General features: G+C 63.3%; 17 protein-coding genes. 4 read left to right on the top strand and 13 right to left on the bottom strand.

All coding sequences use genetic code 11. The features are described 5' to 3' along the window. Positions 1–353: 353 nt before the first annotated feature. Both gltB and LB516_RS22075 read left to right on the top strand, forming a co-directional pair. Entirely contained in the window at positions 354–5,087 is a 4,734-nt protein-coding gene (gene gltB, locus LB516_RS22080; RefSeq protein ID WP_224720362.1) for a glutamate synthase large subunit, read from the top strand. A gap of 139 nt (positions 5,088–5,226) precedes the next feature. Further along, positions 5,227–6,681, top strand: coding sequence for a glutamate synthase subunit beta (locus LB516_RS22075; RefSeq protein ID WP_015315836.1), 1,455 nt, complete (start codon positions 5,227–5,229; stop codon positions 6,679–6,681). Here LB516_RS22075 and LB516_RS22070 read toward each other — a convergent pair. Together LB516_RS22070 and LB516_RS22065 are read right to left on the bottom strand one after the other, a co-directional pair. Further along, positions 6,678–7,868, bottom strand: coding sequence for a DUF459 domain-containing protein (locus LB516_RS22070; RefSeq protein ID WP_083882972.1), 1,191 nt, complete (start codon positions 7,866–7,868; stop codon positions 6,678–6,680). The genes LB516_RS22075 and LB516_RS22070 overlap by 4 nt on opposite strands. 70 nt (positions 7,869–7,938) lie before the next feature. Next, positions 7,939–9,162, bottom strand: coding sequence for a lytic murein transglycosylase (locus tag LB516_RS22065; protein WP_015315838.1), 1,224 nt, complete (start codon positions 9,160–9,162; stop codon positions 7,939–7,941). Between the two features lie 211 nt (positions 9,163–9,373). Here LB516_RS22065 and galU point away from each other — a divergent pair, with 211 nt between their 5' ends. Continuing rightward, the gene (gene galU, locus LB516_RS22060; protein ID WP_015315839.1) at positions 9,374–10,279 is read left to right on the top strand and encodes a UTP--glucose-1-phosphate uridylyltransferase GalU; all 906 of its coding nucleotides are present in this window, start codon (positions 9,374–9,376) and stop codon (positions 10,277–10,279) included. A gap of 181 nt (positions 10,280–10,460) precedes the next feature. On the opposite strand, the gene LB516_RS22055 is transcribed toward galU, so the two are convergent. After that, the gene (locus LB516_RS22055; RefSeq protein ID WP_181172900.1) at positions 10,461–12,236 is read right to left on the bottom strand and encodes an outer membrane beta-barrel protein; all 1,776 of its coding nucleotides are present in this window, start codon (positions 12,234–12,236) and stop codon (positions 10,461–10,463) included. Positions 12,237–12,485: 249 nt separating this feature from the next. On the opposite strand from LB516_RS22055, the gene LB516_RS22050 reads away from it, so the two are divergent. Next, positions 12,486–13,487 carry an SIS domain-containing protein gene (locus tag LB516_RS22050; RefSeq protein ID WP_140619376.1) on the top strand — a complete coding sequence of 334 codons (1,002 nt, stop codon included), beginning with the start codon at positions 12,486–12,488 and terminating at the stop codon, positions 13,485–13,487. 180 nt (positions 13,488–13,667) lie between these two features. Here LB516_RS22050 and LB516_RS22045 read toward each other — a convergent pair whose 3' ends face one another. From LB516_RS22045 to LB516_RS22000, 10 genes are all read right to left on the bottom strand, one after another. Beyond that, positions 13,668–14,132: an NfeD family protein gene (locus LB516_RS22045; RefSeq protein ID WP_015315842.1), complete on the bottom strand. Its 465-nt coding sequence runs from the start codon at positions 14,130–14,132 to the stop codon at positions 13,668–13,670. A gap of 14 nt (positions 14,133–14,146) precedes the next feature. Next, positions 14,147–15,097 (bottom strand): SPFH domain-containing protein, encoded by a 951-nt coding sequence (locus LB516_RS22040; RefSeq protein WP_015315843.1) that lies wholly within the window; start codon positions 15,095–15,097, stop codon positions 14,147–14,149. Between the two features lie 121 nt (positions 15,098–15,218). Further along, positions 15,219–16,427 (bottom strand): NAD(P)/FAD-dependent oxidoreductase, encoded by a 1,209-nt coding sequence (locus LB516_RS22035; RefSeq protein ID WP_224720361.1) that lies wholly within the window; start codon positions 16,425–16,427, stop codon positions 15,219–15,221. Between the two features lie 52 nt (positions 16,428–16,479). Next, positions 16,480–17,544, bottom strand: a complete 1,065-nt coding sequence (hemH, locus tag LB516_RS22030; RefSeq protein WP_140661787.1) for a ferrochelatase — start codon at positions 17,542–17,544, stop codon at positions 16,480–16,482. Positions 17,545–17,755: 211 nt separating this feature from the next. Then, entirely contained in the window at positions 17,756–19,825 is a 2,070-nt protein-coding gene (locus LB516_RS22025) for a bifunctional metallophosphatase/5'-nucleotidase (RefSeq protein WP_140619384.1), read from the bottom strand. Between the two features lie 211 nt (positions 19,826–20,036). Further along, a complete protein-coding gene (locus LB516_RS22020; protein ID WP_224720360.1) occupies positions 20,037–20,414 on the bottom strand; it encodes a hypothetical protein in 378 nt (125 codons plus the stop codon). A gap of 174 nt (positions 20,415–20,588) precedes the next feature. Then, entirely contained in the window at positions 20,589–22,034 is a 1,446-nt protein-coding gene (locus tag LB516_RS22015; RefSeq protein ID WP_015315848.1) for a homospermidine synthase, read from the bottom strand. A gap of 152 nt (positions 22,035–22,186) precedes the next feature. Continuing rightward, positions 22,187–23,116, bottom strand: coding sequence for a heme-dependent oxidative N-demethylase family protein (locus LB516_RS22010; RefSeq protein ID WP_224720359.1), 930 nt, complete (start codon positions 23,114–23,116; stop codon positions 22,187–22,189). A 19-nt stretch (positions 23,117–23,135) separates the two neighbouring features. Continuing rightward, a complete protein-coding gene (locus tag LB516_RS22005; protein WP_140875213.1) occupies positions 23,136–23,798 on the bottom strand; it encodes an aminotransferase class IV family protein in 663 nt (220 codons plus the stop codon). After that, a complete protein-coding gene (locus tag LB516_RS22000; RefSeq protein WP_411961379.1) occupies positions 23,747–24,901 on the bottom strand; it encodes an aminodeoxychorismate synthase component I in 1,155 nt (384 codons plus the stop codon). The genes LB516_RS22005 and LB516_RS22000 overlap by 52 nt, the downstream gene beginning before the upstream one ends. Positions 24,902–24,994 lie beyond the last annotated feature (93 nt).

Raw genomic sequence — 24,994 nt, 5'->3', positions numbered from 1 at the left:
GCTTACGTTTTTCCTCAACTCCGCGTAATTTTATGTCGCCAAAGCTCCAAGTTTTTTGTGAATCGGTCTTGTGCGCGTTTAGGAATTCTGCCATAAAAATTTAGGACAGTAGTGCTGTCTTATTTTGTCGCACAAAACAGGCCGGATTGGCGTAACATATTGGCCTCTCCGGCTGTTGCCGCGAGCGACAGGTGGACGGCCGGACGCTGGCCTGTACGATACCAGATGCGAAGCATGCGAAAAGCCGCATGGTTCGAAAAAGGATTTCGCAAGACGTGCCGCAAGGATCAGGGTGAGCCAAGCGCTTGCCGAGGCAAACCAGCGCCTGAAGGGCTGGAATGGAGGACAGGACAATGACGGAATTGACGCTCTCTGCGACGAACGGCCAGGCCGCGCAGACGAAAGCGGCCGCCGTCAAAAATACCTCCACCAAAAATCGCGCGTCTGCCGGCGGCTTGACCGCCCAGGGCCTCTACGATCCGCGCAACGAGCATGACGCCTGCGGCGTCGGCTTCATCGTCAACATGAAGGGCGTGAAGTCGCATCAGATCGTCAAGGACGGGCTTGCCGTGCTCGAGAACCTGACGCATCGCGGCGCCGTCGGCGCCGATCCGCTGGTCGGCGATGGCGCCGGCGTGCTGGTACAGCTTCCGGATCTTTTCTTCCGTGAGGAGATGGCGGCCCAAGGTATCGAACTGCCACCGGTAGGCCAGTACGGCGTCGGACACTGGTTCATGCCGCAGGATGCTGCCCTTCGTGCACATATCGAAGAGATCATCGCCGAATCGGCGCAGTCCGAGGGGCTGCCACTGCTCGGTTTCCGTGACGTGCCGGTCGACAATTCGTCGCTATCGAAGGCGCCTGACATCGTCGCGTCCGAGCCGTTCCACCGCCAGGTCTTCATCGGCCGCACGGCCGACATTACCGACGACGAGGAATACGAGGCCAGGCTCTACCTGCTGCGCAAGGTCATATCGGGCCGCATCTACGCCGAGAACGACAACAAGGACATCGGCGCCTACTGTGTGTCGCTGTCGGCGCGCACCATCGTCTACAAGGGCATGTTCCTGGCTTATCAGGTCGGGGCCTACTACAAGGACCTCAAGGACCCGCGTTTTGAGACCGCGCTGATCCTCGTCCACCAGCGCTTCTCGACCAACACCTTCCCGTCGTGGAAGCTGGCGCATCCCTACCGCATGGTCGCGCATAATGGCGAGATCAACACGGTGCGCGGCAACAACAACTGGATGGCGGCGCGCCAGGCGTCGGTCGATTCCGAACTGTTCGGCAACAACATCTCGAAGCTCTGGCCGATCTCCTATGACGGCCAGTCCGATACCGCCTGTTTCGACAATGCGCTCGAGTTTCTGTTCCAGGGCGGCTACAGCCTCAGCCACGCCATGATGATGCTGATCCCGGAAGCCTGGGCCGGCAACAAGCTCATGGATGCCGATCGCAAGGCCTTCTACGAATACCACGCCGCGTTGATGGAGCCTTGGGACGGGCCGGCGGCGGTCGCCTTTACCGACGGACGCCAGATCGGCGCCACGCTGGACCGCAACGGCTTGCGCCCGGCACGCTACATCGTCACTGACGACGACCGCGTCATCATGGCTTCCGAGGCCGGCGTGCTGCCAGTGCCGGAGGAGAAGATCGTCCAGAAGTGGCGGCTGCAGCCCGGCCGCATGCTTCTGATCGACCTTGCCAAGGGCCGCATCGTCCCCGACGAGGAAATCAAGTCGGAGATCGCCACCAAACACCCCTACAAGACCTGGCTTGCCAATACGCAGCTCATCCTGGAAGATTTAAAGCCGGTCGAGCCGCGCGCGCTGCGCAAGGATGTCAGCCTGCTCGATCGCCAGCAGGCGTTCGGCTACACCCAGGAAGACACCAAGCTATTGATGTCGCCGATGGCGACCACCGGCCAGGAAGCCGTGGGCTCGATGGGCACCGACACGCCGATCTCGGCGATGTCGGACAGGTCGAAGCTGCTTTACACCTACTTCAAGCAGAATTTTGCCCAGGTCACCAACCCGCCGATCGACCCGATCCGCGAGGAACTGGTGATGAGCCTGGTGTCGTTCATCGGACCGCGGCCGAACATCTTCGACCTGGTCGGCAATTCGCGCCGCAAGCGGCTCGAAGTGCGCCAGCCGATCCTGACCAATGGCGATCTCGAGAAGATCCGCTCGATTGGCCATACCGAGGACCGTTTCGACACCAAGACGATCGACATCACCTATGGGTCGAGCGAGGGTGCTGCCGGCATGCAGGGGGCCATCGACCGGCTGTGCGAGCGGGCGGAGGCGGCAGTCGCCGGCGGCTACAACATCATCATCCTGTCCGATCGCCAGCTCGGACCGGACCGCATCGCCATTCCGGCGTTGCTGGCCACGGCCGCCGTGCACCACCATCTGATCCGCAAGGGGCTGCGCACCGCGGTCGGCCTGGTCGTCGAATCGGGCGAGCCGCGCGAGGTGCATCATTTCTGCTGCCTTGCAGGCTACGGCGCGGAAGCGATCAATCCCTATCTCGCCTTCGACACGTTGCTCGACATGCACAAGCGCGGCGAACTGCCCGAGGAGGTCGACGCCTACGAAGTGGTGTCGCGCTACATCAAGTCGATCGGCAAGGGCATCCTCAAGGTGATGTCCAAAATGGGCATCTCGACCTATCAGTCCTATTGCGGCGCGCAGATCTTCGATGCCATCGGGCTGAAGACCGATTTCGTGCAGCAATACTTCACCGGCACCGCGACACTGATCGAAGGCGTCGGACTGGATGAGGTCGCGGGCGAAACCGTCAGCCGCCACACGGACGGTTTCGGCAGCGATCCGGTGCTGCGCAACAGCCTGGAGGTCGGTGGCGAATACCTGTTCCGCATGCGCGGCGAGGCGCATATGTGGTCGCCCGACGCGGTCGCCACCTTGCAGCACGCCGTGCGCCAGGGATCGTGGGAGACGTTCAAGGACTATTCGGCGCAGATCGACAGCGAGACGGCCCGCGCCCAGACCATACGCGGCCTGTTCAAGATCAAGCTGGCGGATGAGACCGGCCGCACGAAGGTCGCACTCGACGACGTCATGCCGGCGGCCGACATCGTCAAGCGCTTCTCGACCGGGGCGATGTCGTTCGGCTCGATTTCCAGGGAAGCGCACACCACGCTGGCGCGTGCCATGAACCAGATCGGCGGCAAGTCGAACACCGGCGAGGGTGGCGAAGAGGCCGATCGCTATCTGCCGCTGCCAGGTGGCGGCAAGAACCCCGAACGTTCGGCGATCAAGCAGGTCGCGTCGGGGCGTTTCGGCGTGACGGCGGAATATCTCGTCAACTCCGACATGATGCAGATCAAGGTGGCGCAGGGCGCCAAGCCCGGCGAGGGCGGCCAGTTGCCCGGCCATAAGGTCGACGCAACCATCGCCAAGGTTCGGCATTCGACGCCGGGCGTCGGCCTGATCTCGCCGCCGCCGCACCACGACATCTATTCAATCGAGGATCTGGCGCAGCTGATCTACGATCTGAAGAACGTCAATCCGGCGGCCGACGTCTCGGTCAAGCTGGTGTCGGAGGTTGGTGTAGGCACGGTCGCGGCCGGCGTTGCAAAGGCGCGCGCCGACCACATCACCATCTCTGGCTATGATGGCGGCACCGGTGCGTCGCCGCTGACCTCGCTCAAGCATGCCGGCAGCCCGTGGGAAATGGGTCTTGCCGAAACGCACCAGACGCTGGTGCTGAACGGCCTGCGCTCGCGCGTGGCGCTGCAGGTCGATGGCGGCCTGCGCACCGGGCGCGACGTCATCATCGGCGCGCTACTCGGCGCCGACGAGTTCGGCTTCTCGACCGCGCCTTTGATCGCGGCCGGCTGCATCATGATGCGCAAATGCCATCTCAACACCTGCCCGGTCGGCGTCGCGACGCAGGATCCGGTGCTGCGCAAGCGCTTCAAGGGTACGCCCGAGCACGTCATCAACTTCTTCTTCTACGTGGCGGAAGAGGTTCGGGCGCTGCTCGCCGAAATGGGCTTCACCCATATCGACCAGATCATCGGTGACGCCGACCTTCTGGAAAAGCGTGACGTGATCCAGCACTGGAAGGCGCGCGGGCTCGATTTCTCGAAGATGTTCTACAAGCCCGATGCGCCGCATGAAGCGGTGCACTGGACCGAGCGGCAGAAGCATCCGATCGACGATGTGCTCGACCGCAAGCTGATCGAACTGGCCAAACCCGCGCTGGAGGCCAAGCAACCGGTCAAGATCGAGGTCGACATCCGCAATGTCGACCGTTCGACGGGCGCCATGCTGTCGGGCGAGGTCGCCAAGCGCTTCAAGCACAAGGGCCTGCGCGAGGACACGATCCAGGTAAAACTCACCGGCACGGCCGGCCAGTCCTTCGCCGCCTTCCTGGCACGTGGCATCTCGTTCGAGCTCGTCGGCGCCGCCAATGACTATGTCGGCAAGGGCCTGTCGGGCGGGCGCATCGTCATCCGGCCACCGGAAGAGGCAAGGATCGTCGCGGCCGACTCCATCATCGTCGGCAATACGGTGCTCTATGGCGCGACCGAGGGCGAGGCCTATTTCGCCGGCGTCGCCGGCGAGCGCTTCGGGGTGCGCAATTCGGGCGTCGCCGCGGTCGTCGAGGGCGTCGGCGACCATGGCTGCGAATACATGACCGGCGGCGTCGTCGTCGTCATCGGCAAAACCGGCCGCAACTTTGCCGCCGGCATGTCGGGCGGTGTCGCCTATGTGCTGGACGAAGCAGGTGATTTCGCCGAGCGCTGCAACATGGCCATGGTCGAGCTGGAGCCGGTCCCAGAAGAAGACGATCTGATGGAAAAGCTGCTGCACCATGGCGGCGACCTCGACCACAAGGGCCGCGTCGACGTGTCTGGCGACATGACCAGTCATGACGAAGAACGGCTTTACCAGCTGATCTCGAACCACGTGCACTATACGGGTTCGGTGCGCGGCCGCGAGATACTCGACGACTGGGCTATTTTCCGGCCGAAATTCCGCAAGATCATGCCGGTCGAATACCGCCGCGCGCTGATCGAGATGGAACGCATGCGCATGGGCGTCGCGGCCGAATAGATTTGAGAATTGCCGGGGGGCCCAGGCTTCCCGGCCCCTTCATCGACAGTTTGACCTCGGGCTCAAGGTTGCCACGGCTGCCTCAAGAGGTTAACGGGTGCGGCGAAAACCGCACCATCTGGACAGCAGGAACTGGACTATGGGCAAGGTAACAGGCTTTCTCGAAATCGACCGGCAGGTGCACAAGTACCAGCCGGCCTCCGACCGCATCCGGCATTTCCGCGAATTCACGCTGCCGATGTCAGACAAGGAAGTCGAGAAACAGGCCGCGCGCTGCATGGATTGCGGCATTCCGTTCTGCCATGGGCCAACGGGCTGTCCGATCCACAACCAGATCCCCGACTGGAACGACCTCGTCTACAACAGGGACTGGGACAACGCGATCCGCAACCTGCACTCGACCAACAATTTCCCGGAGTTCACCGGCCGCATCTGCCCCGCGCCTTGCGAGGAAGCCTGCACGCTGAACCTCGAGGACATTCCGGTCGCCATCAAGACGGTGGAGCAGGCGATCGCGGACAAGGCTTACGAGACCGGCCACATCAGGCCCTATCCGCCGGAGAAGAAGACCGGCAAGCGGGTCGCCATCATCGGCTCCGGCCCAGCCGGCATGGCGGCCGCCCAGCAGCTTGGCCGCGCCGGTCACGACGTGCATGTCTATGAGCGCGAGAGCCGCCCCGGCGGGCTGATGCGCTACGGCATCCCCGACTTCAAGATCGAGAAGCATTATATCGACCGGCGCATCGAACAGATGCAGGGCGAGGGCGTCACTTTCCATTGCGGCGTCAATGTTGGCATCGACAAGCCGGTGGCTGAACTCCTCGCCGAACATGACGCCGTGCTCTATTGCGGTGGTTCGGAAACGCCGCGCGCTGCCGGCATTCCCGGCGACGATCTCGGCGGCGTGCATGACGCGATGCCCTATCTGGTGCAGCAGAACCGCCGCGTCGGCGGCGAACCGATCCAGTCGGTGGCATGGCCGTCGCATCCAATCATCGCCGGTGGCCAGCACGTCGTCGTCGTCGGCGGCGGCGACACCGCGTCCGACTGCGTCGGCACCGCCTTCCGCCAGGGTGCGGTGCGCGTCACCCAGCTCGACATCCGTCCGCAGCCGCCCGAGAAGGAAGACAAGCTCTCCGTCTGGCCCTACTGGGCGACCAAGATGCGCACCTCGTCCTCGCAGGCCGAGGGCGCCGAACGCGAATTCCAGGTGGCGACGCTCGAATTCATCGGCGAGGAAGGCCAGCTTACAGGCGTGAAGTGCTGCGAGGTCGACGACAAGCGCAAGCCGATCGCCGGCACCGAATTTGTCATCCGCGCCGATCTCGCCTTCATCGCCATCGGCTTTGCTGGCCCGGCGATGGCGGGCGTTGCGGCGGAACTCGAGGGGGAGATGAAGATCACCACCGACAGCCGCCGTTCCAGGAATGTCGAGGCCAATGACCGCGATTACAGGACGAGCGTCGACCGGCTCTACGCGGCGGGCGACGTACGCCGTGGCCAGTCGCTGGTCGTCTGGGCGATCCGCGAAGGCCGCCAGGCGGCACGCTCGATCGACGAGGCGCTGATGGGGACGACCGTCCTGCCGCGTTAAGGGCTGATCGCCGTGGTGGTGTCGGACGCTGCCGCTGTCGCCGGACTTGCCTTCGGCGGCCGGGAAAAGTCGTCGGCGCGGCCTGGGGAAGCCTCCGGCGCCTTGCCCTCGATCACCAGCCTTTCGCCAGGAAGAGCCGGATTGGCCTTCGGCGGTGGGGCGGCGCCGAGCAATTCTGTGCCGCCGTCGAGCGCGGGATCGCTGAGCAGCATGGGTTGGGTGCGATCGATGACGATAGGCGCGGCCGCCGGAGCGGGGGTCTCGACCGGTGCGCCCGCCGGCGCCGTCGTCGGTGCCACGCTTCCCGGCGCGGCCAGTCCAAGGATCTTAAGCAGCGGCTTTTCGGTGTAGAAGGCGAGCTTGCGCTTGCCGGCTTTGGACACGTTGATGCCGTCATCGGCGCGCAGTCGCACCGGCTGACCGTTCATGTCGGGGCCAGAGGTGACGAAGGCGCCGTTCTCGTCGACGAAGCCGTCCCAGACATCGACGAATTCGCCGCCGTGGCTTTCGGCGGCCTTGTGGTAGATGTCGTTGAAGGCCAGCATGTCGGAGGTCATCTTCGGCACCCGGAAGGCAGGCATGCCGACCCACAGGAAAGGCACCTTGGCGGTGGCGATTGCCTTGCCGAGCTCATCGGTGCGGCGCTCGTATTCCTTCGTCCAGTTTTCGGAGCGGGGCTGTTCGCGTACGTCGCCGACCTTCATCTGCTGGCGGTCGTTCGACCCGAGCATGACGACCACCGCGGCGGGTTTTTCGGTGTCGATCAGCGATTTGATCTGTTCGGGCCAGTTGTAGAAATCATCGCGCACGAAGCCTGACGAGCCATTGCTGCGGACCACGATCCTGACGCCGGTATTCTCGGCGAAGGCTTCGTCCAGACCCTCGGCGAGGCCGGCCGCCATGAAGTCGCCGACCACCAGGACGGTGCGGGCGTCCGGCGCTTTTTCGACCACGGGCGTTGCCGGCTCCTCTGGTGGGCGAGGCGCACGCGGTTTCTTCTTCGGCTTAGGTCTCGCCTTCTGGATGTCCTGCGGCGGCTCGACCCGCTCGCTGCGGCGCGGAAACAGAAGGTCGCGCAATGACCAGCCCCGGCTTTGCTGCGGCTGTTCCTGCGCCATGGCTGGGGCATGGACAGCTCCGGCCACGGCAATGGCGAGCACGGCGAAGGCCAGGATCAGCACCGGCATGCGACGGACGAACGTCCCGATGCGCGTAGGCCAAACCAATCGCTCCCTCCCTACTCAACTTCGTCAGGCTCTATTTCTGCCTGAGCCATTTCAGCACTTCCAAGCTCGGATAGCCATCCTGGGTCAAGCCAACCTTGGCCTGATAAGCCATGATGGCCGTCTTCGAGCCGTCGCCGATCTTGCCGTCGAATTTGCCGTCGTAAAGGCCGTGCTGGGAAAGTCGCTTCTGCAACTCCTGCCGTTCCTCGAAGCTGAGCTTGGTAAAAGGCCGGTTCCAATCCTGGACCAGGCCGCTGCCACCCGCGATCTCATCGGCAAGCAGACCGACGGCGAGCGCGTATTTGTCGGCATTGTTGTAGGCCTTGATGACCGAAAAATTCCTGACCATCAGGAAGGCCGGCCCGCCACGGCCGTCCGGCACTTTCAGCGTTGCCTTGTCGGTGAGGTTCTTGAACGGCTTGCCGCTGGCGCGGCCCACGCCGAGCGCCTGCCATTGCGCCAGGGTCTTCGACCCGGCGGGAAGTTTGCCGGCCGGCAACGCGACCTCGTAGCCCCAGGTCTTGCCGGCCTGCCAGCCATTCTTCTTGAGCAAATTGGCTGATGTCGCCAGCGCATCGGGAATGGAATTCCAGATGTCGCGCTTGCCATTGCCGTCCATGTCGACGGCATAGTGCTGGTAGCTGGTCGGGATGAACTGGGTCTGGCCCATGGCGCCCGCCCAGGAGCCCATCAGGTGGCTTTCGTCGATATCGCCGGTCTGCAGGATCTTCAGCGCCGCTACCAGCTGGGTGCGGGCGTATTTCGACCGTTTCGCGTCGCCATAACCCAAAGTCGCCAGCGAACGGATGACGTTGCGCATGATGTCGTCGCGCTTGAGAATTTCGCCATAGTTCGATTCCATCGACCAGATGGCCAGGAGAACGTAGCGGTCGACGCCGAATCTCGCCTCGATCCTGTCCAGCCAAGGCTTCCATTTCTTCGCCATCTGCTGCCCGACGGCGACGGACTGGTCATGGACGCGGTTGTCGAAATAATCCCAGGCGGGCGCGGTGAATTCGGGCTGGGTGCGGGCCTTTTCCAGCACCACCGGATCGGGCTCGTTGATGCCCCGGAAAGCCTGGTCGTAAACGGCGCCGGAAACGCCACCCGCCACGGCGGTGGCGCGGAAGCCGGCGACCCATTGCCGGAAACCGGCGTCGGCGAAGGCCGGCCCGGTGGGGACAAGCAAAGCGAGCGACAGGCTGGCCGCCGTCATGACGCTGGCGAAACGTTTTGCGGCATTGCGAACGGACATTTTTTCCTCCTTCTCTGTCCCAGGAAAGACCATTCTTCGCCGAACCGGGTTAGGAATTAGTTTACCATAGGCGTCGCCTGGAACGAAAAGACACCTCGATGCTTTAACCGGCGGGAGTTTCCCTCAGCCGCCCCACTAATCTTCAATTCCGGCGCGAAAATGTCGTGGGACGGGGATTGCGGAGCTGGCCAGCAAACGGATAATTTAAACTATGAAGAGAGTTCGCAAGGCAGTTTTCCCGGTCGCCGGTCTCGGCACGCGGTTTCTCCCGGCCACCAAGGCTGTTCCCAAGGAGATGCTGACCGTCGTCGACAGGCCAGTCATCCAGTATGTCGTCGATGAGGCGCGCGAGGCGGGCATCGAGCATTTCATCTTCGTCACAGGCCGCAACAAGGCGGTCATCGAGGACCATTTCGATATCCAGTTCGAACTCTATGATACGCTGGCACAACGCGGCAAGGACGAGCAGCTTGCCCGCCTGCAGCGGCTGCAGCCGGCACCGGGGCAGACCAGCTTCACCCGCCAGCAGGTGCCGATGGGTCTTGGCCATGCCGTCTGGTGCGCGCGCGAACTGGTCGGCGATGAGCCGTTCGCCCTGTTGTTGCCCGACATGATCATGCAGTCGGAAAAGAGCTGCACGAAGGCGATGGTCGAGCTCTACGAGGAGACCGGCAACAACATCATCGCGGTGCAGGAATGCGACCCGGCGGAGGCTCATAAATACGGCATCGTCGGGCGCGGCGAAGACACGCATCACGGCTTCCGCATCACCGAGATGGTCGAGAAGCCGAAGTCGGGCACCGCGCCGTCCAACCTCTACATCAACGGCCGCTACATCCTGCAGCCCGAGATCTTTAGGATTCTGGAAGGCCAGGAAAAGGGCGCCGGGAACGAGATCCAGCTGACCGACGCGATGCTGAAGCTGGAGAAGCAGCAGGCCTTCTACGGCTACCATTATAAGGGCCGCACCTTCGATTGCGGCTCGCCGGAAGGTTTCGTCGAGGCCAATGTCGCTTTCGCGCTGTGGCGCAACGACATGAACCAGAGCATGGCCGGCGTCATCCGCACGCTGCTCGACGAGATGAAGCCATCAGAACGGCGCGGGGCAGCCTTCTAGGGTATGCCTGATATTCAGGTGATGCCGGCCTGCGAATGGCCGCTCCTACGCTTCCCAGTTCTACTGCGTCGCAGTAGAACTGTGCTCACGTACATAAAGTACGCTCCGCTGCGGTTCTCGGTATCAGCCATTCTCGACTCGGCCCGACCCTGACTCTCGCCATACCTTGGCGCACACGCCTTCAGCGCTGCACCTTCACGCCGACGAAGATGCTGTTGGCGGTGTAGTCGCGGCCGGGCAGGTTACTGGTCAGCTTTTCGGTCCTTACCCTGCTGGTGAGGCCCGCATAGCGGTTCAGCCACCAGGTCAGCCCGGCCTCGGCGCTCAAGATCCTGTCATGGCCGTCAATGCCGACATAATCGCGCCAATCCAGGCCCAAGGCCGCATTCGCGGTAAGATTGGATCGGATCACGCGCTCGCCCGTCAGGCGTCCGGAATAGAGGATATCGCCGCTTTCGCCCGATGTGGTCGTGGTCTCGACGGTGGTCTTGCCGGTCAAGCCGATGGTGGTGCCGCGCTGCGGCGACCATTTGAGGTCGGCATTGAGGGTGGCCCCCGAAATCGCTTCCAGGCTGTTGTCGTCGATCGCCTCCCTGAGCCAACCGGCCGAGAATTCGCCCGACAGCTTCTCGCCCATGTCGAGTTGCAAGCCGGCGCGGGCGCCAAGCCGCGTCGAGGAGCGCTCGAAGCCTTCATTGTCGATGCGCTGGTCGTAGGCCCGGCGGCCGACCTCGATCTCGGTGAAGGGCGTGAGCGCCGGCGAAATCTCGTAGCCGGTGCGCAAGGTTGCAGTGTAGAGCGTGTTGTCTTGATCTTTCTGCGACAGCGAGGTGCCGTCCGAGAGCTTGGCGTCACCATAGAAATCGTGCGAGACCGCCCCGGTCAACGTGTACTGCATCTTGCCGACGGTCTTCTCGACGCCGATGCTGCCGTCGATGGTCTGCCGCAGCGGCTGGGTGCTGACGCCGGCGATGGCATCGGGCGAGGACGCGGATTCCGGCACGGCTTCGTAGCCGAGCTTGGCGATGGCGCGCAATTCATTGTCGAGGTCGACATTGAGCTGGCCTTCGATGCGCCCCTGCGCATCGTGAACCGGGTAGCCCGACACGGTTTCACGGAAAATTCCGTAGCCGTCGATGGTCGCGGCGTTTTCACGCCAGTCGGAAGCGGCGGTAAAGCGCAGCGCCGTCTCGGACAGCAGCGCGGATGTGCCGGCACTGCTCGAATCGCCGTTCGTCGTCGCCGTCAGCCCCTGTTCGATGGTCGGCCGGATGATGAAGGAGCCCCATTTGACGCCGGTGGCGGCGAACGGATCGTCCTCGGCTTTCTTGTTCTGGCCCTCGATTGCAGCGGTGCGCTCGGCGCCAGGGTCGAGTTTCTGCCTGTCCACACTGTCGATGGTGAGTGCACGGCGATTGGCCGCTTCCTGATCCGCCGCGATATCGGCGGTGTCGTCGGTCGCGGCCGTCGTGGCGGTGGTGGTTGGATCCGTAGCCGCCATGGTGTTCTTTTTCTTCTTCTTTTTGTCGGCGACCTTGTCCTTTGCCTTATCGGCCGCATTCTGCCTGGCGGTCGAAGCGCGGCGTGGCTTGGGGGGCGTGGGCGCGTCGGCGGAGGCATCGTCGCCGGCCTGGGGCGGGTCGAAGACGCTGGTGGTCGAGTTCGCGGCGTCCGCGTCGTCAGGCACGGCGCCGGCGCTGGCCGGCAGATAGGTTCGCGCCGGCGCATTGTCCTGCGCGGCCGCATTGGCCGCCGCTTGCTGTGCAAGAACCAGGTTTCTCGCCTTGCGCTGCTGGTCGGACAGAATCGCCGATTCCGACACTTCTCCGCGCAGTTCCGTTTCCTGGGCATGGAGTGGCGTGGAACGCAGCAAGGCAAGGATGCTGGTCGCCAGCAGCAAGGCGCAGATCGCCTTGCCCTGTCGTCCTCTCAATTTTTCTGGCTGGACCCCGGACATCGCCACCACTGCTTGCGCGGCGCACGCGCGCCATACTTACCGAACCGTAAATGGGGATGGTTAACGGAGGGTTGAGGGCGCGCGCAGGACTGGCTCCAAACGCGGATTTCCGCGGGCGCCAATGCGGGTCCGCCTCGTGCCTTCTATTTTGATCCTTGTCGTCGTCCCCAACGACCGCACACATCCGGCCGTCATGCAGAGGCCATTTCTGTTGGACAGGCGGGCGGCAAAGCGCTAATCGCATCACCCATGCATGCGAGATCTCTCGATAAGAAGCCTCTGGACAGGCAAGCGTCGATCGAATCGGCGCTGAGAACGGTAACAACCGAACAGGCGGGAATCGCGGCCCTTGCCGAGGCGCTTGAGAACGGACTGGCGGCACCCTTTGCCCAGGCCGTCGAGACGATCTCGAAGATCGAGGGCCGGCTCATCGTCACCGGTGTCGGCAAAAGCGGCCATATCGGTTCGAAGATCGCCGCGACGCTGGCCTCGACCGGCACGCCGGCCTTCTTCGTCCATCCCGTCGAGGCCAATCATGGCGATCTAGGCATGATCGCCAGGGACGACGCCATCATCGCGATCTCATGGTCTGGCGAGAGCAAGGAGATGATGGGCATCGTCGCCTATTCCAGGCGCTTCTCCATTCCACTCATCGCCATCACCTCCGGAGAAACCTCGGCGCTGGCGCGCGCGGCCGACGTCGTGCTGCTTTTGCCGCGCACCCCGGAAGCCTGCCCGCACGGCCTGGCGCCGACGACGTCGACGCTGCTGCAACTGGTCATCGGCGATGCACTTGCGATCGCGCTGCTCGAGGCGCGCGGCTTCACGCCGGACCATTTCCGCACCTTCCATCCCGGCGGCCAGCTCGGCGCCAACCTGACCATGGTCTCCGAGATCATGCGGGTCGGCGAGCAGATGCCGCTGGCTTCGCTCGGCACCAAGATGCCGGAAGCGGTGATGACGCTGTCGCAGAAGAAGGTCGGCTGCGTGCTGATCGTCGACGCCAATGGCGAGTTGGCCGGGATCATCACCGATGGCGATGTCGCGCGCAACCTGCACCGCAACCTGGCCGACGTCATCGTCGACGAGGTGATGACCCGCACACCCAAGACGGTCGACCCGCAGACGCTTGCAGGCACTGCGATCGCGCTGCTCAACGAGCACAATGTCGGTGCGCTGGTGGTGACCAGGAACAACATGCCGCTGGGCGTGGTGCATTTCCACGACCTGCTGCGCATCGGCGCCGCCTAAGATATTGATCTTTCAGGTGAGGCCGGCCTGCGAGCGAAGGCTTCCTGCGCTTCCGGCGTAGGCCGGAGCGCACGGACTTAATGTCCGCCCTGCTCGTCGCAAGAGCGACCCGAAACCCATCGTTCACGACTTGGCCTGACCTGAATCTCAATACTTTAGCGCGTTGGCACTCGCTGGAATTCAGACCCGCTCCACCGTCAGTTCCAGATCCGTGTCCGCGGCGCTTGTCACACGAACCTGAGTGCCGGCGGGCAGATCGGGGCCGGAGACACGCCACAGCGTGTCGCCGAGCTTGATGCGGCCACGGCCGTCGCGGATCGGTTCGGCGAGCGTCGCCATCCTGCCGACCATCTGGGCGCCACGGCGATTGAGCAGCGGCTGATCGGTTGGCTGGTCGTGTCCGCCCATGAGTTTCTTGCCGACAAAGGCTGAAACCAGCGACAGCACGAGGAATAGCAGCACCTGGACCTGCCATGTCCAGATGGCGACATCCCAGATCAGCAGCGACACCGCGCCGACGATCAGAGCGGCGATGCCGATCCAAAGCATGAAGAAACCCGGTGCGATGACCTCTACCACCAGCAGCACGAAGCCCAGAACCATCCAGTTCCACGGCCCGAGTTCAGAAACGATGCGGTCGATCATGAGAGTGGCCTATCTCAGTTGTCGGAGGGCCTGACGACAGGCGGACGTGCCGCCTGCCTTTGCGCGCCGGTCGTGCCTTCGCTGCGAAAGACTTCCTTGGCGATTTCGCCGATACCCCCGAGCGAGCCGATCAGCGACGATGCCTCGAAAGGCATCAGCACGATCTTGCTGTTGGTGGCGGTGCCGATCTTGCCCAGCGCCTCGGTGTATTTCTGGGCGACGAAGTAGTTCAGTGCCTGGACGTCGCCCTTGGAGATCGCTTCCGACACAACCTGGGTGGCGCGGGCTTCCGCTTCGGCGGAGCGTTCGCGCGCCTCGGCGTCGCGGAAGGCGGCTTCCTTGCGGCCCTCCGCTTCGAGGATCTGCGACTGCTTGAGGCCCTCGGCGGCCAGGATCTGCGCGCGCTTGTTGCGCTCGGCGGTCATCTGGCGGCCCATCGATTCGATCAGGTTGGCGGGCGGGTTGATATCCTTGATCTCGACGCGGGTGATCTTGATGCCCCAAGGATGCGCGGCCTCGTCGACGACGCGCAGCAGGCGCTCGTTGATGGCGTCGCGGTTCGACAACAGCTCATCGAGGTCCATCGAACCCATAACGGTACGGATGTTGGTCATCGTCAGGTTGAGGATGGCGTTCTGCAGGCCGGCAACCTGATAGGCGGCCTGTGCCGCATTGAGGATCTGGTAGAAAGCGATGCCGTCGACACCGACAATGGCATTGTCGCGGGTGATGATCTCCTGGCTCGGAACGTCGAGCACCTGTTCCATCATATTCATCTTGGCGCCGATGCGATCGACGAACGGAAAGATGAGGTTCAGGCCGGGGCTCAGTGTCTTGGTGTAACGACCAAAGCGTTCGACGGTATAGTTGTATCCTTGTGGGATTGTCTTGATGCCCTTGAACAGCACCAGTACGACAAGCGCCACCAGAACAACGACCGCAATATCGAAACCACTGAAATCCATTTGGCCCTCCCTCATGGGCAGGCCGCGCGAGCCATTCCCGCGCAACCGGCTTCACCAAAGACTTAAGTGTGTTTCAGGAACGTTACAATCAGGTGATGAGGGATTGTTTGTGGGTATGCACTCAGCGGTTGAAGGCAAACAGGTTTGCATCCGTGTCTTCAAGCCCGCCGATCGAAGCAGAGATGATCTCGGCGGCGATGCGCGAGAAGGTAATGCCGTTGCCGCCATAACCCATCACGGCATGGATGCGCGGGTGCCTGGGAATGGCGCCGATGTAGGGGAGGCCAGTGGTCGTGGTGCCGAAGGAGCCGGTCCAGGCAAAGTCGGGCCGGGTGTCGAGGTGCGGAAACATCAGGTCGAGTTTTGCGGCAATGCGGGCGCTTTTGTCGGCTATCAGCTTATCGCGCCGCGTCTCGTCAAGGAATTCCTCGTCCTCGCCGCCGCAGATGACCCGGCCATCGGCGGTTGCCCTGACATAGAGGTAGGGATCCGACGCCTCCCAGATGAACGCCGCGCCCGGCCAGAGCTTCCGTTGCGGACATGTCGCAATCGCCCATGTCGAGATGACCCGGTGAGCGGCCGCCGGCACGATGTCGATCAGCTCGTAACCGGTGGCCAGGACAACATGCCGTGCCGTGATGGTGGGGCCGTCCGTGGTTGCCACCCCCACCTCATCGGCGCTGTCCTCGATCGCCGTCGCTTCGACGGGAGCGTATAAACGTGCCTTGCGCTCCAGCGCCTTGAGCAGCAGCCCTGCCGTCAGCTTGCGAGGGTCGAGCGCGATGTTGCCATGGCTCAGGATGGCGCCACCCCGATCGATGCCGAATGCTCCCGCCAATGGCGCCGATGTAAGATAGGTCGCGCCGATGCCGGCCATCTGCCGCGCCTCGGCTTCGTCCCGGAGTTCCGATGGGCCGAGCACGGTGCCAGCCAGATAAAGCGATTGGGTGCGGCCTATGCCGCAGTTGATGCCGAGTTCGGCGATGCGGGCGGCAAGGTTGGAAACGGCTAGCCGGGAGCGTCGCCAGGCCTGCCGTGCCTGGCCCTTGCCGATCATCCTCGAGAGCGTTGAAAGCGGCTGGTCGATCTCGAATTGCACAAGCGCGGTTGTTGCCGCCGTCGATCCTTTCAGCGGCCCACGCCGGTCGATGCAGATCACGGCGTGAGCGCCGGCTGTCAGCGCCTCGGCCATCATGGCGCCGCTGATGCCCATGCCGACGATAAGCACATCGGTCTTGACGTCCCGGGTCAGACTGCCAGTCGGTACCGCGGGCGCCCGATAGGCAGACCACACGGGCCGGCCAGTGCTGAGGTCAAGTTTGCGGAGCATTGAGTTCTCCGGAGGCGCTGCTCAACGCTCCGGAGCTGGTGTTGTTCCGGCATCAAGCCCAGCCTGACAGCTCGCGCCGTACCATCGCTTCGATCACCGCCATGCCTTCAGGGCTGTCATTCAGGCATGGTATGTGGGCGAAGTTCTTGCCGCCGGCATGGTGGAAGGTCTCGGCCGCTTCGCGGCCAATCTCATCCAGCGTCTCGATGCAGTCGACTGAAAACCCCGGATTGACGATGGCGATCGACTTGACGCCGTCCTTGGCCAGTTTCTCCACAGTCTTGTCGGTGTAGGGCTGCAGCCATTCTTGCGCCCCGAAGCGTGATTGGAAGGTGGTGATCAGTTTTCTTTCGTCCCAGCCGAGCCTGTCGCGCAGCAGCCGCGTCGTCTTCAGGCAATGGCAATGATAGGGATCGCCCTTCTCAAAATAGGGTTTTGGAATGCCGTGATAGGAGGCGATGACCACCTCGGGCTGGAAATCCAGGGTCGCCAGATGCCGTTCGATCGAACTGGCCAGCGCCTCGATGTAGACTGGCTCATCATAATAGGGCGGCACGCTGCGGACGGCAGGTGCCGCCCGCATCTTCATCAAGGCGCGAAACAGCTGGTCGTTTGCGGTGGCGGTCGTCGTCGCCGAATATTGCGGATAGAGTGGAAAACTCAGGATGCGATCGCAGCCTTGTGCGACCAGCCTTTCGGCGACGCTCGACGTCGAAGGGTTGCCGTAGCGCATCGCCCAGTCGACGACCACGTTGGGCAGATCGCGTAGCGCCTCGGCCAGTTTTTCACCTTGTGCGCGGGTATAGGTGCGCAAGGGCGACTCGTTCTTCTCCCGGTTCCAGATCCTGGCATAGTTGGCCCCCGACTTCTTCGGTCGCGTGGTCAGCACCAGTCCATAGAGGATGGGATACCAGATCGCCTTGTTGAGTTCGATAACGCGTGGATCAGACAGGAACTCCCTGAGATAACGCCACATCGGCCTGAACTCGGTGCCGTCGGGTGTTCCAAGGTTGACCAGCATGACCCCTATCTTGCCGGTCTTGACGGGCGGATGCCCGACCGGTCGTGGGCCAGGGGCTTTCGCGGCTTTGGGATCGACAATAGTGGAAAGCGGCATATGGGTCTCCGAGACGTGAACCTAACCATCCTGCAGGAGCTTTCAATGCCGCGTCTGGCCGCACCTTGCAGCATGTCGCGGCGGATAGGATTCGCCCGACCTGCCGTAAGCTTCTGATAACCGAGGACACCTCCGGGCGACATGTATCAGGCCATGGAAATATAAACCCGCCCGGTTCCCCGGGCGGGCGATGTGGCGGAGCTGGACGAAATTACTTCGCCGGGATGGTCAGTGTCGCGCCCGGCATAAGCCGATGCGGCCTTTGGCCCTTGTTCGCCTCATAGATGAGCTTCCACTTGGTCGCATCGCCATAGGCCTTCTTCGCCAGATCCCAGTAGGTATCGCCGGTCACGACGACATGATTGCCGGTGGCTGGTGTGGCTTCAGCGGGCTTTGCCGGCTCGGCGGGCGCGGGCGTCGCAGGCGCAGGAGTGGCCGGCGCGGGAGTGGTCTCGGCAGGCTTCGCCGGTTCGGCAGGTGCCGGCGGGGCCGGTGGTGCAGGCGCGTTTTCCGTCGATATGGCTGGCGGCGTGTTGGCGATATCGCCTGAGTTGGCAGGCAATTCCGGCATTGCCGGTGCAGCCGGTTTGGCAGCCTCGGCCGGTGCCGGCGCTGCCGGTGCGGTCTCCGCCGGCTTTGCTGGTTCGGCGGCGGGAGCTGCCGCTGTCGTCGCGGCGATCTCGGTGATGCGGCCGTCGAGCTTCGGCGTATAGGGCCGGTGCGCGCCGAGATAGTCGGCCACGACCTGTTCGAGGCCAGGGCCGTAGTCATAAGCGTTCTTGGCCTTTTCGGCGAAGACCTTGTAGCCGTCGCCGCCCTGACGGACATAGTTGTTGGTGGCGACCAAATAGTCCTTGGTCGGATTTATCGGCGTCCAGGCGCCATTTTCCATCACCTCCACCGACTTGACGCGGCCGGCATTGGGTGCGACCGATCTGTCGAAGGAATATTTGAGGCCCGCCACCTGCGGGAAGCGGCCGGCGCCGTCCTCGATCTGGCTGAGCCCGCCTTCGAGGCCGGCGACCAGGTCCTTGCCGGAAATCTGGAAAGTCGCCAGCGTGTTTTGAAACGGCAGCACGGTCAGCACCTCGCCCATGGTGACGGTGCCCTTATCGATGGAGGCGCGCAGGCCGCCACCGTTGGAAATGACGATCTCGACGCCCTGTCCCTTGACCCGATCGAGGATGGCGTCGGAGACGAGATTGCCCATCGCGCATTCCTTGGCGCGGCAGCTTTCGCGGCTGCCGTCGATGACGTCGGTGGTCTCGGCCACTTCCTTGTTCTTCAAGGCCTCGATCGGCGCGCCAAGCTCCTTGATGCGGGCGAGCACGGCCGGGTCCGGCGTGATCGATTTGTCGAGATAGATCGGGTCGCCGCTTGCCGATTTGACGACGCCGTTGTCGTCGAACACCACCTTGAACTCGCCGAGATATTTCGAATAGGACGCCGCCTGCACCACCGGCACCCTGTAGCCGCCGGGGTTGTCGACCATGGTCGGGTAGGGGCCAGCCGCCTTCGGATCGGTATTGGACAGAAGCGTGTGGCTGTGGCCGCCGACCACGATGTCGATGCCAGGGATCTTGGCGATAACGTCGCGCTCCCTGTTGTAGCCGATATGGGTCACGGCGATGATCTTGTCGACGCCTTCTCCCTTGAGTTTCTCGACCTCGGCCGTGATCGACTTGACGTCGTCCTCGATTTTGATGTTGGGGCCGGGGGAGGCGAGTTCGGGCGTGTCGTTGGTGACGGCGCCGATGATGCCGATCTTCTGTCCACCGACCTCGACGACAACAGACGGCTTGACGCGGTCGCCGAGCTTGGACTGCGCGTTGGCCTTGACGTTGGCGCCGAGCACCGGGAACTTGATCATGTCGAGGAACGGCGCCAGCGCCGCCTCGCCGTCGTCGAATTCATGGTTGCCGAGTGCCATGGCGTCGAACTTCATGTCATTGAGGAACTCGCCTTCGACCTTGCCCTTGTATGTCGTGTAGAACAGCGAACCCTGGAAATTGTCGCCGGCGCTGAGCAGCAACACGTTCTGGCCTTCCAGCTTCTTGCGTTCCTGGGCAATGGCGGTGATCAGCCGGCCGGCGCCGCCGATGCATTCGCCCTTGGTCTCCTCCTCGGCCGAGCAGGTCGATTCGTATTTGTTGTTGCCTTCGATGCGGCTGTGCCAGTCATTGATGTGCAGGATGTTCAGTGTGTAGTCGGCAAAGGATGCGCCGGCCGACAGGCCAAGCGTCGAAGCGGAAAGGGCGGCAATGGCGGCAAGCTTCTTCATCTTCGTCTCCCGGTAGGCTGATCAGAGGCGTCTGGCGCCCTTGCTTGACTGGGTATTACAGCCAGCCTTTCGATCATGTTCCCATCGCGTTCGGGCCGACGCAAGCGGAAATGCGGCGGTATCTCCAGGCGCGAAACCCGGGATATGCCGGTACAAAAAAGAACGGCGGCCGAGGGGCCGCCGTTCTTTGTGACTGGAATGTTCGCCGAGTTCAGGTGCGCCGCGTCAGCACGAAATTCTGGCCGGCGGAGCTGGTGCAGTTGAGCTGGCTGGTCGACACCATCAGGCAATTGAAGCTTACCGGGGTTTGGCGGATCAGCGAGGTGCCGCTGATCTGTACCGACGTGGCGCCGGTCATCGTGTAGCTGCCATCGGCAAGCTTCTGTCCCGTGTCGGTGGCGACGGTCGTGAAGGTGCCGCCGGTGAAGGTCGACAGGCCGGTGCCCTTGGCATCGATCCAGGAACCTTCGACCCCTTTCGGGCCGGCGGCCATGGGCGGCGTATCTGGGCCGCTGGTGGCACAGGCAGCAAGCATCGAGGCAAGGGCGCCCGCCAGGCCCGTCGAAAGAACTTTGCGCGCAATCGTCATATGAAATCCTCTCCAAACGCGTCGTCCCAGAAATCGGGCCGATTTCTGGGAATTGACGCGAACGTCCAAAGTGCCGGGGTATTCAACGGACGCACATCGCCACCCCAGGCCGCCTCCCTTCAATCGCCCGATTTCCGGGCGATTGCAAGGCAAGGGCGCATGGTCCGGGTGCTGCTATCGGACGAGGATGTTGCGGAATTGCCACGGGTCGCTGCGGTCGAGGTCCTCCGGGAAGAGACCCGGGCGTCTGTCGAGCGGCGTCCAGTCGGTATAATAGCCCTTGACCGGTCCGAGATAGGGCGACTGCACGTCCAGGCAGCGTTTGTAATCCATCTCGTCGGCCTCGACGATGCCGGCGGCGGGATTCTCCAGTGCCCAGACCATGCCGGCCAGGACAGCCGAGGTGACCTGCATGCCGGTGGCGTTCTGGTAGGGGGCCAGCTTGCGCGCTTCGGCGAGTGACAGCTGCGAACCGTACCAGTAGGCATTCTTGTCATGGCCGTAGAGCAGGACGCCGAGCTCGTCGACACCGTCGACCAGTTCGTTCTCGTCGAGCACGTGGTGCACCGGCTGCGGCTTGCCGGCGGCACCGAACATCTCGTCCAGCGATAGCATCGCATCGTTGCAGGGATGGTAGGCGTAGTGGCAGGTCGGGCGGTATTGAACCTTGCCCTTCTTGGAGCGCACTGTGAAGAAATCGGCGATCGAGATCGCCTCGTTGTGGGTTACCAGCAGGCCATATTGCGGTCCCGGCGTCGGGCACCAGGAGCGCACGCGGGTGTTGGCGCCGGGCTGCTCCAGGTAGATCGCGGCCTTTGAACCATGCTTGTGCTTCTTGCCGTTCTTGGGCATCCAGGTCTCATGCGTGCCCCAGCCGAGCTCGGCTGGCTGCAACCCCTCGGAGATGAAGCCCTCGACCGACCAGGTGTTCCAGAACACATCCATCGGCTTGGGCTTCTTGGTCCGCTGGGTGTCGCGCTCGGCGATGTGGATGCCCTTGACGCCGGCCTTCTTCATCAGCTTGGCCCAGCCCTCGCGGTCGTCCTGCGATGGCTCGGAGAATTCCATGCCAAGATCGGTGGCGAGGTTGACCAGCGCCTGCTTGACGAACCACGACACCATGCCGGGATTGGCACCGCAGGTGGATATCGCAGTGGCGCCGCCCGGCTTGTCGTGCTTTTCCTTGATCAGCGCCTCGCGCAACGCATAGTTGGTGCGGCTGGCGTTGTCGGCCTTGGCGTCGAAATAGAAGCCAAGCCAAGGCTCGACGACGGTGTCGATATAGAGCACGCCGAGCTTGCGGCAGAGCCGCATCAGGTCCACCGAGCCGGTATCGACCGACAGGTTGACGCAGAAGCCCTGGCCACCGCCATTGGTCAGAAGCGGCGCCAAAAGCTTCTTGTAGTTCTTCTCGGTCACCGCTTCCTGGACGAAGGCGATGCCGCGCTCGTCGAGCAGCTTGCGATCGGTATCGCGCGGGTCGAGGACTGTCATGCGCGACTTGTCGAACTTGAAATGGCGCTCGATGAGCGGCAACGTTCCGCGTCCGATCGAGCCGAAGCCGATCATCACAACCGGGCCGGTGATCTCACCGTAAACGGGCCAGTTTTCGTTCGCCATTTTATCGAGCACTCCTTCAACTACGTCCAAAAGCCGGGCAACTGCGTTCAAAAGCTGGGCAACTGCGTGCAAAAGCCCGGCATTTTCGCCCAACGGCCATGCGCTACATCACAGATCATTGTCACAAACCAGCGAAAAGCGCCAACCAGCGACTACGCGTCCTTGGCCATTTGGTTAAGGACGGCGATCAGCCGATCGCGATCCGATGTCACGCCCTTGTAGTCGAGCTGGGCGACATCGAGCGCTTCGAGCTGCGCGGCAAAGGACGCTGCCAGCGTCGCCCGGTCCGGGTGCCGCGCCAGGACGGCGAGCGGGTCGAGATGGATGCGGATGGTGAACAGGATGTCACGTGAGGCGGGCAGTTTGCGCAGCGTCTGGCGCTCGACCCGGATGAAGGCGTGCGTCTTCACGTCACCGTCGGGGAAACGCGTCGGCCGGCTGGTGGCGCGGTCGATGCGCTCGATATTGGACAGCGGATGGTAGAGTGCATCGCCTGATTGGATCGACCAATTGTAACGTTCGACGGCCTGGCCCTGCAGGCCATCGAACATCCGGTTGATCAGATCGGCCGGCCTTGTGCCTGGGCCGAAGCCCGGCACCGGCTCGTGGATCCGCTGAAGCGGCTTGCCGAATTTTTCGACAAGCGACCAGGACGAGGGAAAGCACAGCGAACCCGCGGCGAGCCGCCAGCCGTCTTCGCCCCGCCGCATGAGGATCAGGTCCTCCTGGACCAGCAGCGAGGCCGCGACGAGGGGGGCGCCGGCGAGGCTGGAGGGGATCGTGGGACGGCTCGTCGCACCCACGACCGCAACGCCCGCATCGCTGCGCCGGTGGGTGTCGGGAAATCTTTCCGGCAGGTAAGCGCCGAGCAGTTCGAGCACTTCCTGCTGGGCGTCAAGCGTACCGTCCTGCTCGACGAAGACGCGTTCAGGGATTTCGGCATAGAGCCGGCGCTTTTCGGCGAGGTAGGGCAGCAAATGGCCGTCTACCTCGATCCAGTCCGCGGGGTCGAGCGGCTTCAGCCCGATGGTGAAGAGTTTCGACGAGCCGTCATAGGGCGTGTGGGCGGGTAGGGACGTCATGCCTCAGATCAGTTTGACTTCAGATTAGTTTGGCCGGGATCAGCCCGCGCAGCGAATTGCCGACGAACAGCGCCTTGGCGGATTTCAGGTCATTCAAGCTGTAGATCGCTTCACTGGCGCGGCCTTCATCCAGAAGCGCGCCGCGCAGTACGCCAGGCAGCAGGCCGCAATCGAGCCGGGGCGTTGCCAGCACGCCGTCGCCGAAATCGGCGAAGACATTGGTGATCGTGCCTTCGCAGATCTCGCCGCGCTCATTGGCCAGCAGCACCTCATCGGCCTGGGTGACGAGGTATTCGGAGCGGGCATGGGTGTAGGGCTGCCGCCGGCTGGTCTTGTGGCGCAGCAGCATGTTGCTCGAATCGAGCCTCGTCCGCGCCAGCCGCAGCGCCCATACCTTGTCGGCGGCAAGCGGTTCATAGGGCTGCGCCGAGGCATTGGCCTGGCCATTGCGCGACAGGGCGAGCCGCGTGCGCATGGCGACGGGCGATCGATCGACCGCGTCGCTCAGGGCCTCGCCAACCCTTTGCGGATCATAGCTGAAGCCCAGTTCCGCCGCCGAGCCGTAAAGGCGGGCAAGATGGCGATCGAGGCGCAGGAAGCCCGAGGCGGGCTCCCAGCGCATGGTCTCGATCAGCTCGAAACCGGCGGTGTCCCCGTCGCGAAACGGGCTTTGAGCAGACACTCCTGGTACTCCTCTTCCGCGACCGAATCGAAGACGATGCCGCCGCCGACATTGTAGACGGCCTCGCCGCTGGCAAAGAGCGAGATGGTGCGGATCGCCACGGAAAAGCGCATCGTGCCGCCGGGCGCGATCCAGCCAATGGCGCCGCAATAGACGTCGCGCGGCGTGGCCTCCAGATCGTGCAGGATCTCCATGGCGCGGATCTTCGGCGCGCCGGTGATCGAGCCGCAGGGAAACAGCGCCGCGAACACCTGTCGTATCGAGAGGCCGGGCAGCAGCTTGGCCCTGACGTCGCTCACCATCTGGTGCACGGTCGGGTAGGTCTCGATGCGGAACAGTTCCGGCACCTCCAGCGTGCCGACCTCGCTGATCAGCGATATGTCGTTGCGCAGGAGGTCGACGATCATCCGGTTCTCGGCCTGGTTCTTCTCGTCATTGCGCAGGAAATTCTTCTGCCGCTCGTCCTCGTCCCCGGTTGCGCCGCGCGGTGCGGTACCCTTCATCGGATGCGTCTCGATCATCCCCGCCGCATCAATCTCGAAGAACAGTTCGGGCGAGCGCGACAGGACGATCGGGTCGCCCAGCGCGATCAGGGCGCCATATTTCACGGGCTGGCGTTCGGTCAGCGCGTCGAAGGCGGCGAGCGGATCGCCGGACCATTGCGCGTGCACCGGAAAGGTCAGGTTGCCCTGGTAGCAATCGCCTTGCCTGATGTGCCGATGCAACCGCGAGAACCGCTTCTCGTAGTCCTCGAACGACCACGTTGCCCTTGCGTCGAAGATCGGGCCGTTGGTCGGCGTGCCTGGCGGCGGCACCGCCTCTTGATCAGGAGCATCGAAGACCCCGAGGCAGACCAGCGGGGCCCGGCGCCGGCCCGGCAGCAAGGGAACGAGTTTCGGTTCGAGCAGGTAACCGGCCTCGTAGGAGAAATAGCCGGCCAGCCATTTGCCGGCATCGTGCGCGGCCTGCGCCGCTTGCAACGCCGCCGGGAAGTCTTTGGGCTCATGCGCAACGATGACATCGGCCGGCCGCTTGAAAACGAGCTGGCGTGCGCTTTCGTCGTTGCGGAAAATTGCTGCGGGCAGGGACATGGGAACCGGGATCGATGGAGCTGACGATCGCTCTATATAGGGGGCCGGGCTCGCGCAATCGAGGGAACGGCCCCCTGTCCCTCAAAGCCGACCTTTGCCGGATCG

Origin of the sequence: Mesorhizobium sp. CO1-1-7, assembly GCF_020164885.1 — a bacterium.
Lineage (GTDB): Bacteria > Pseudomonadota > Alphaproteobacteria > Rhizobiales > Rhizobiaceae > Mesorhizobium > Mesorhizobium australicum.
This window is presented reverse-complemented; position numbering and strand designations above follow the sequence as displayed.

Bases quoted from the DNA above. Each gene is read 5' to 3' on its own strand.
- gltB (WP_224720362.1), top strand. From the start codon at position 354: ATGACGGAATTGACGCTCTCTGCGACGAACGGCCAGGCCGCGCAGACG.
- LB516_RS22075 (WP_015315836.1), top strand. From the start codon at position 5,227: ATGGGCAAGGTAACAGGCTTTCTCGAAATCGACCGGCAGGTGCACAAG.
- LB516_RS22070 (WP_083882972.1), bottom strand. From the start codon at position 7,868: ATGCCGGTGCTGATCCTGGCCTTCGCCGTGCTCGCCATTGCCGTGGCC.
- LB516_RS22065 (WP_015315838.1), bottom strand. From the start codon at position 9,162: ATGTCCGTTCGCAATGCCGCAAAACGTTTCGCCAGCGTCATGACGGCG.
- galU (WP_015315839.1), top strand. From the start codon at position 9,374: ATGAAGAGAGTTCGCAAGGCAGTTTTCCCGGTCGCCGGTCTCGGCACG.
- LB516_RS22055 (WP_181172900.1), bottom strand. From the start codon at position 12,236: ATGTCCGGGGTCCAGCCAGAAAAATTGAGAGGACGACAGGGCAAGGCG.
- LB516_RS22050 (WP_140619376.1), top strand. From the start codon at position 12,486: ATGCATGCGAGATCTCTCGATAAGAAGCCTCTGGACAGGCAAGCGTCG.
- LB516_RS22045 (WP_015315842.1), bottom strand. From the start codon at position 14,132: ATGATCGACCGCATCGTTTCTGAACTCGGGCCGTGGAACTGGATGGTT.
- LB516_RS22040 (WP_015315843.1), bottom strand. From the start codon at position 15,097: ATGGATTTCAGTGGTTTCGATATTGCGGTCGTTGTTCTGGTGGCGCTT.
- LB516_RS22035 (WP_224720361.1), bottom strand. From the start codon at position 16,427: ATGCTCCGCAAACTTGACCTCAGCACTGGCCGGCCCGTGTGGTCTGCC.
- hemH (WP_140661787.1), bottom strand. From the start codon at position 17,544: ATGCCGCTTTCCACTATTGTCGATCCCAAAGCCGCGAAAGCCCCTGGC.
- LB516_RS22025 (WP_140619384.1), bottom strand. From the start codon at position 19,825: ATGAAGAAGCTTGCCGCCATTGCCGCCCTTTCCGCTTCGACGCTTGGC.
- LB516_RS22020 (WP_224720360.1), bottom strand. From the start codon at position 20,414: ATGACGATTGCGCGCAAAGTTCTTTCGACGGGCCTGGCGGGCGCCCTT.
- LB516_RS22015 (WP_015315848.1), bottom strand. From the start codon at position 22,034: ATGGCGAACGAAAACTGGCCCGTTTACGGTGAGATCACCGGCCCGGTT.
- LB516_RS22010 (WP_224720359.1), bottom strand. From the start codon at position 23,116: ATGACGTCCCTACCCGCCCACACGCCCTATGACGGCTCGTCGAAACTC.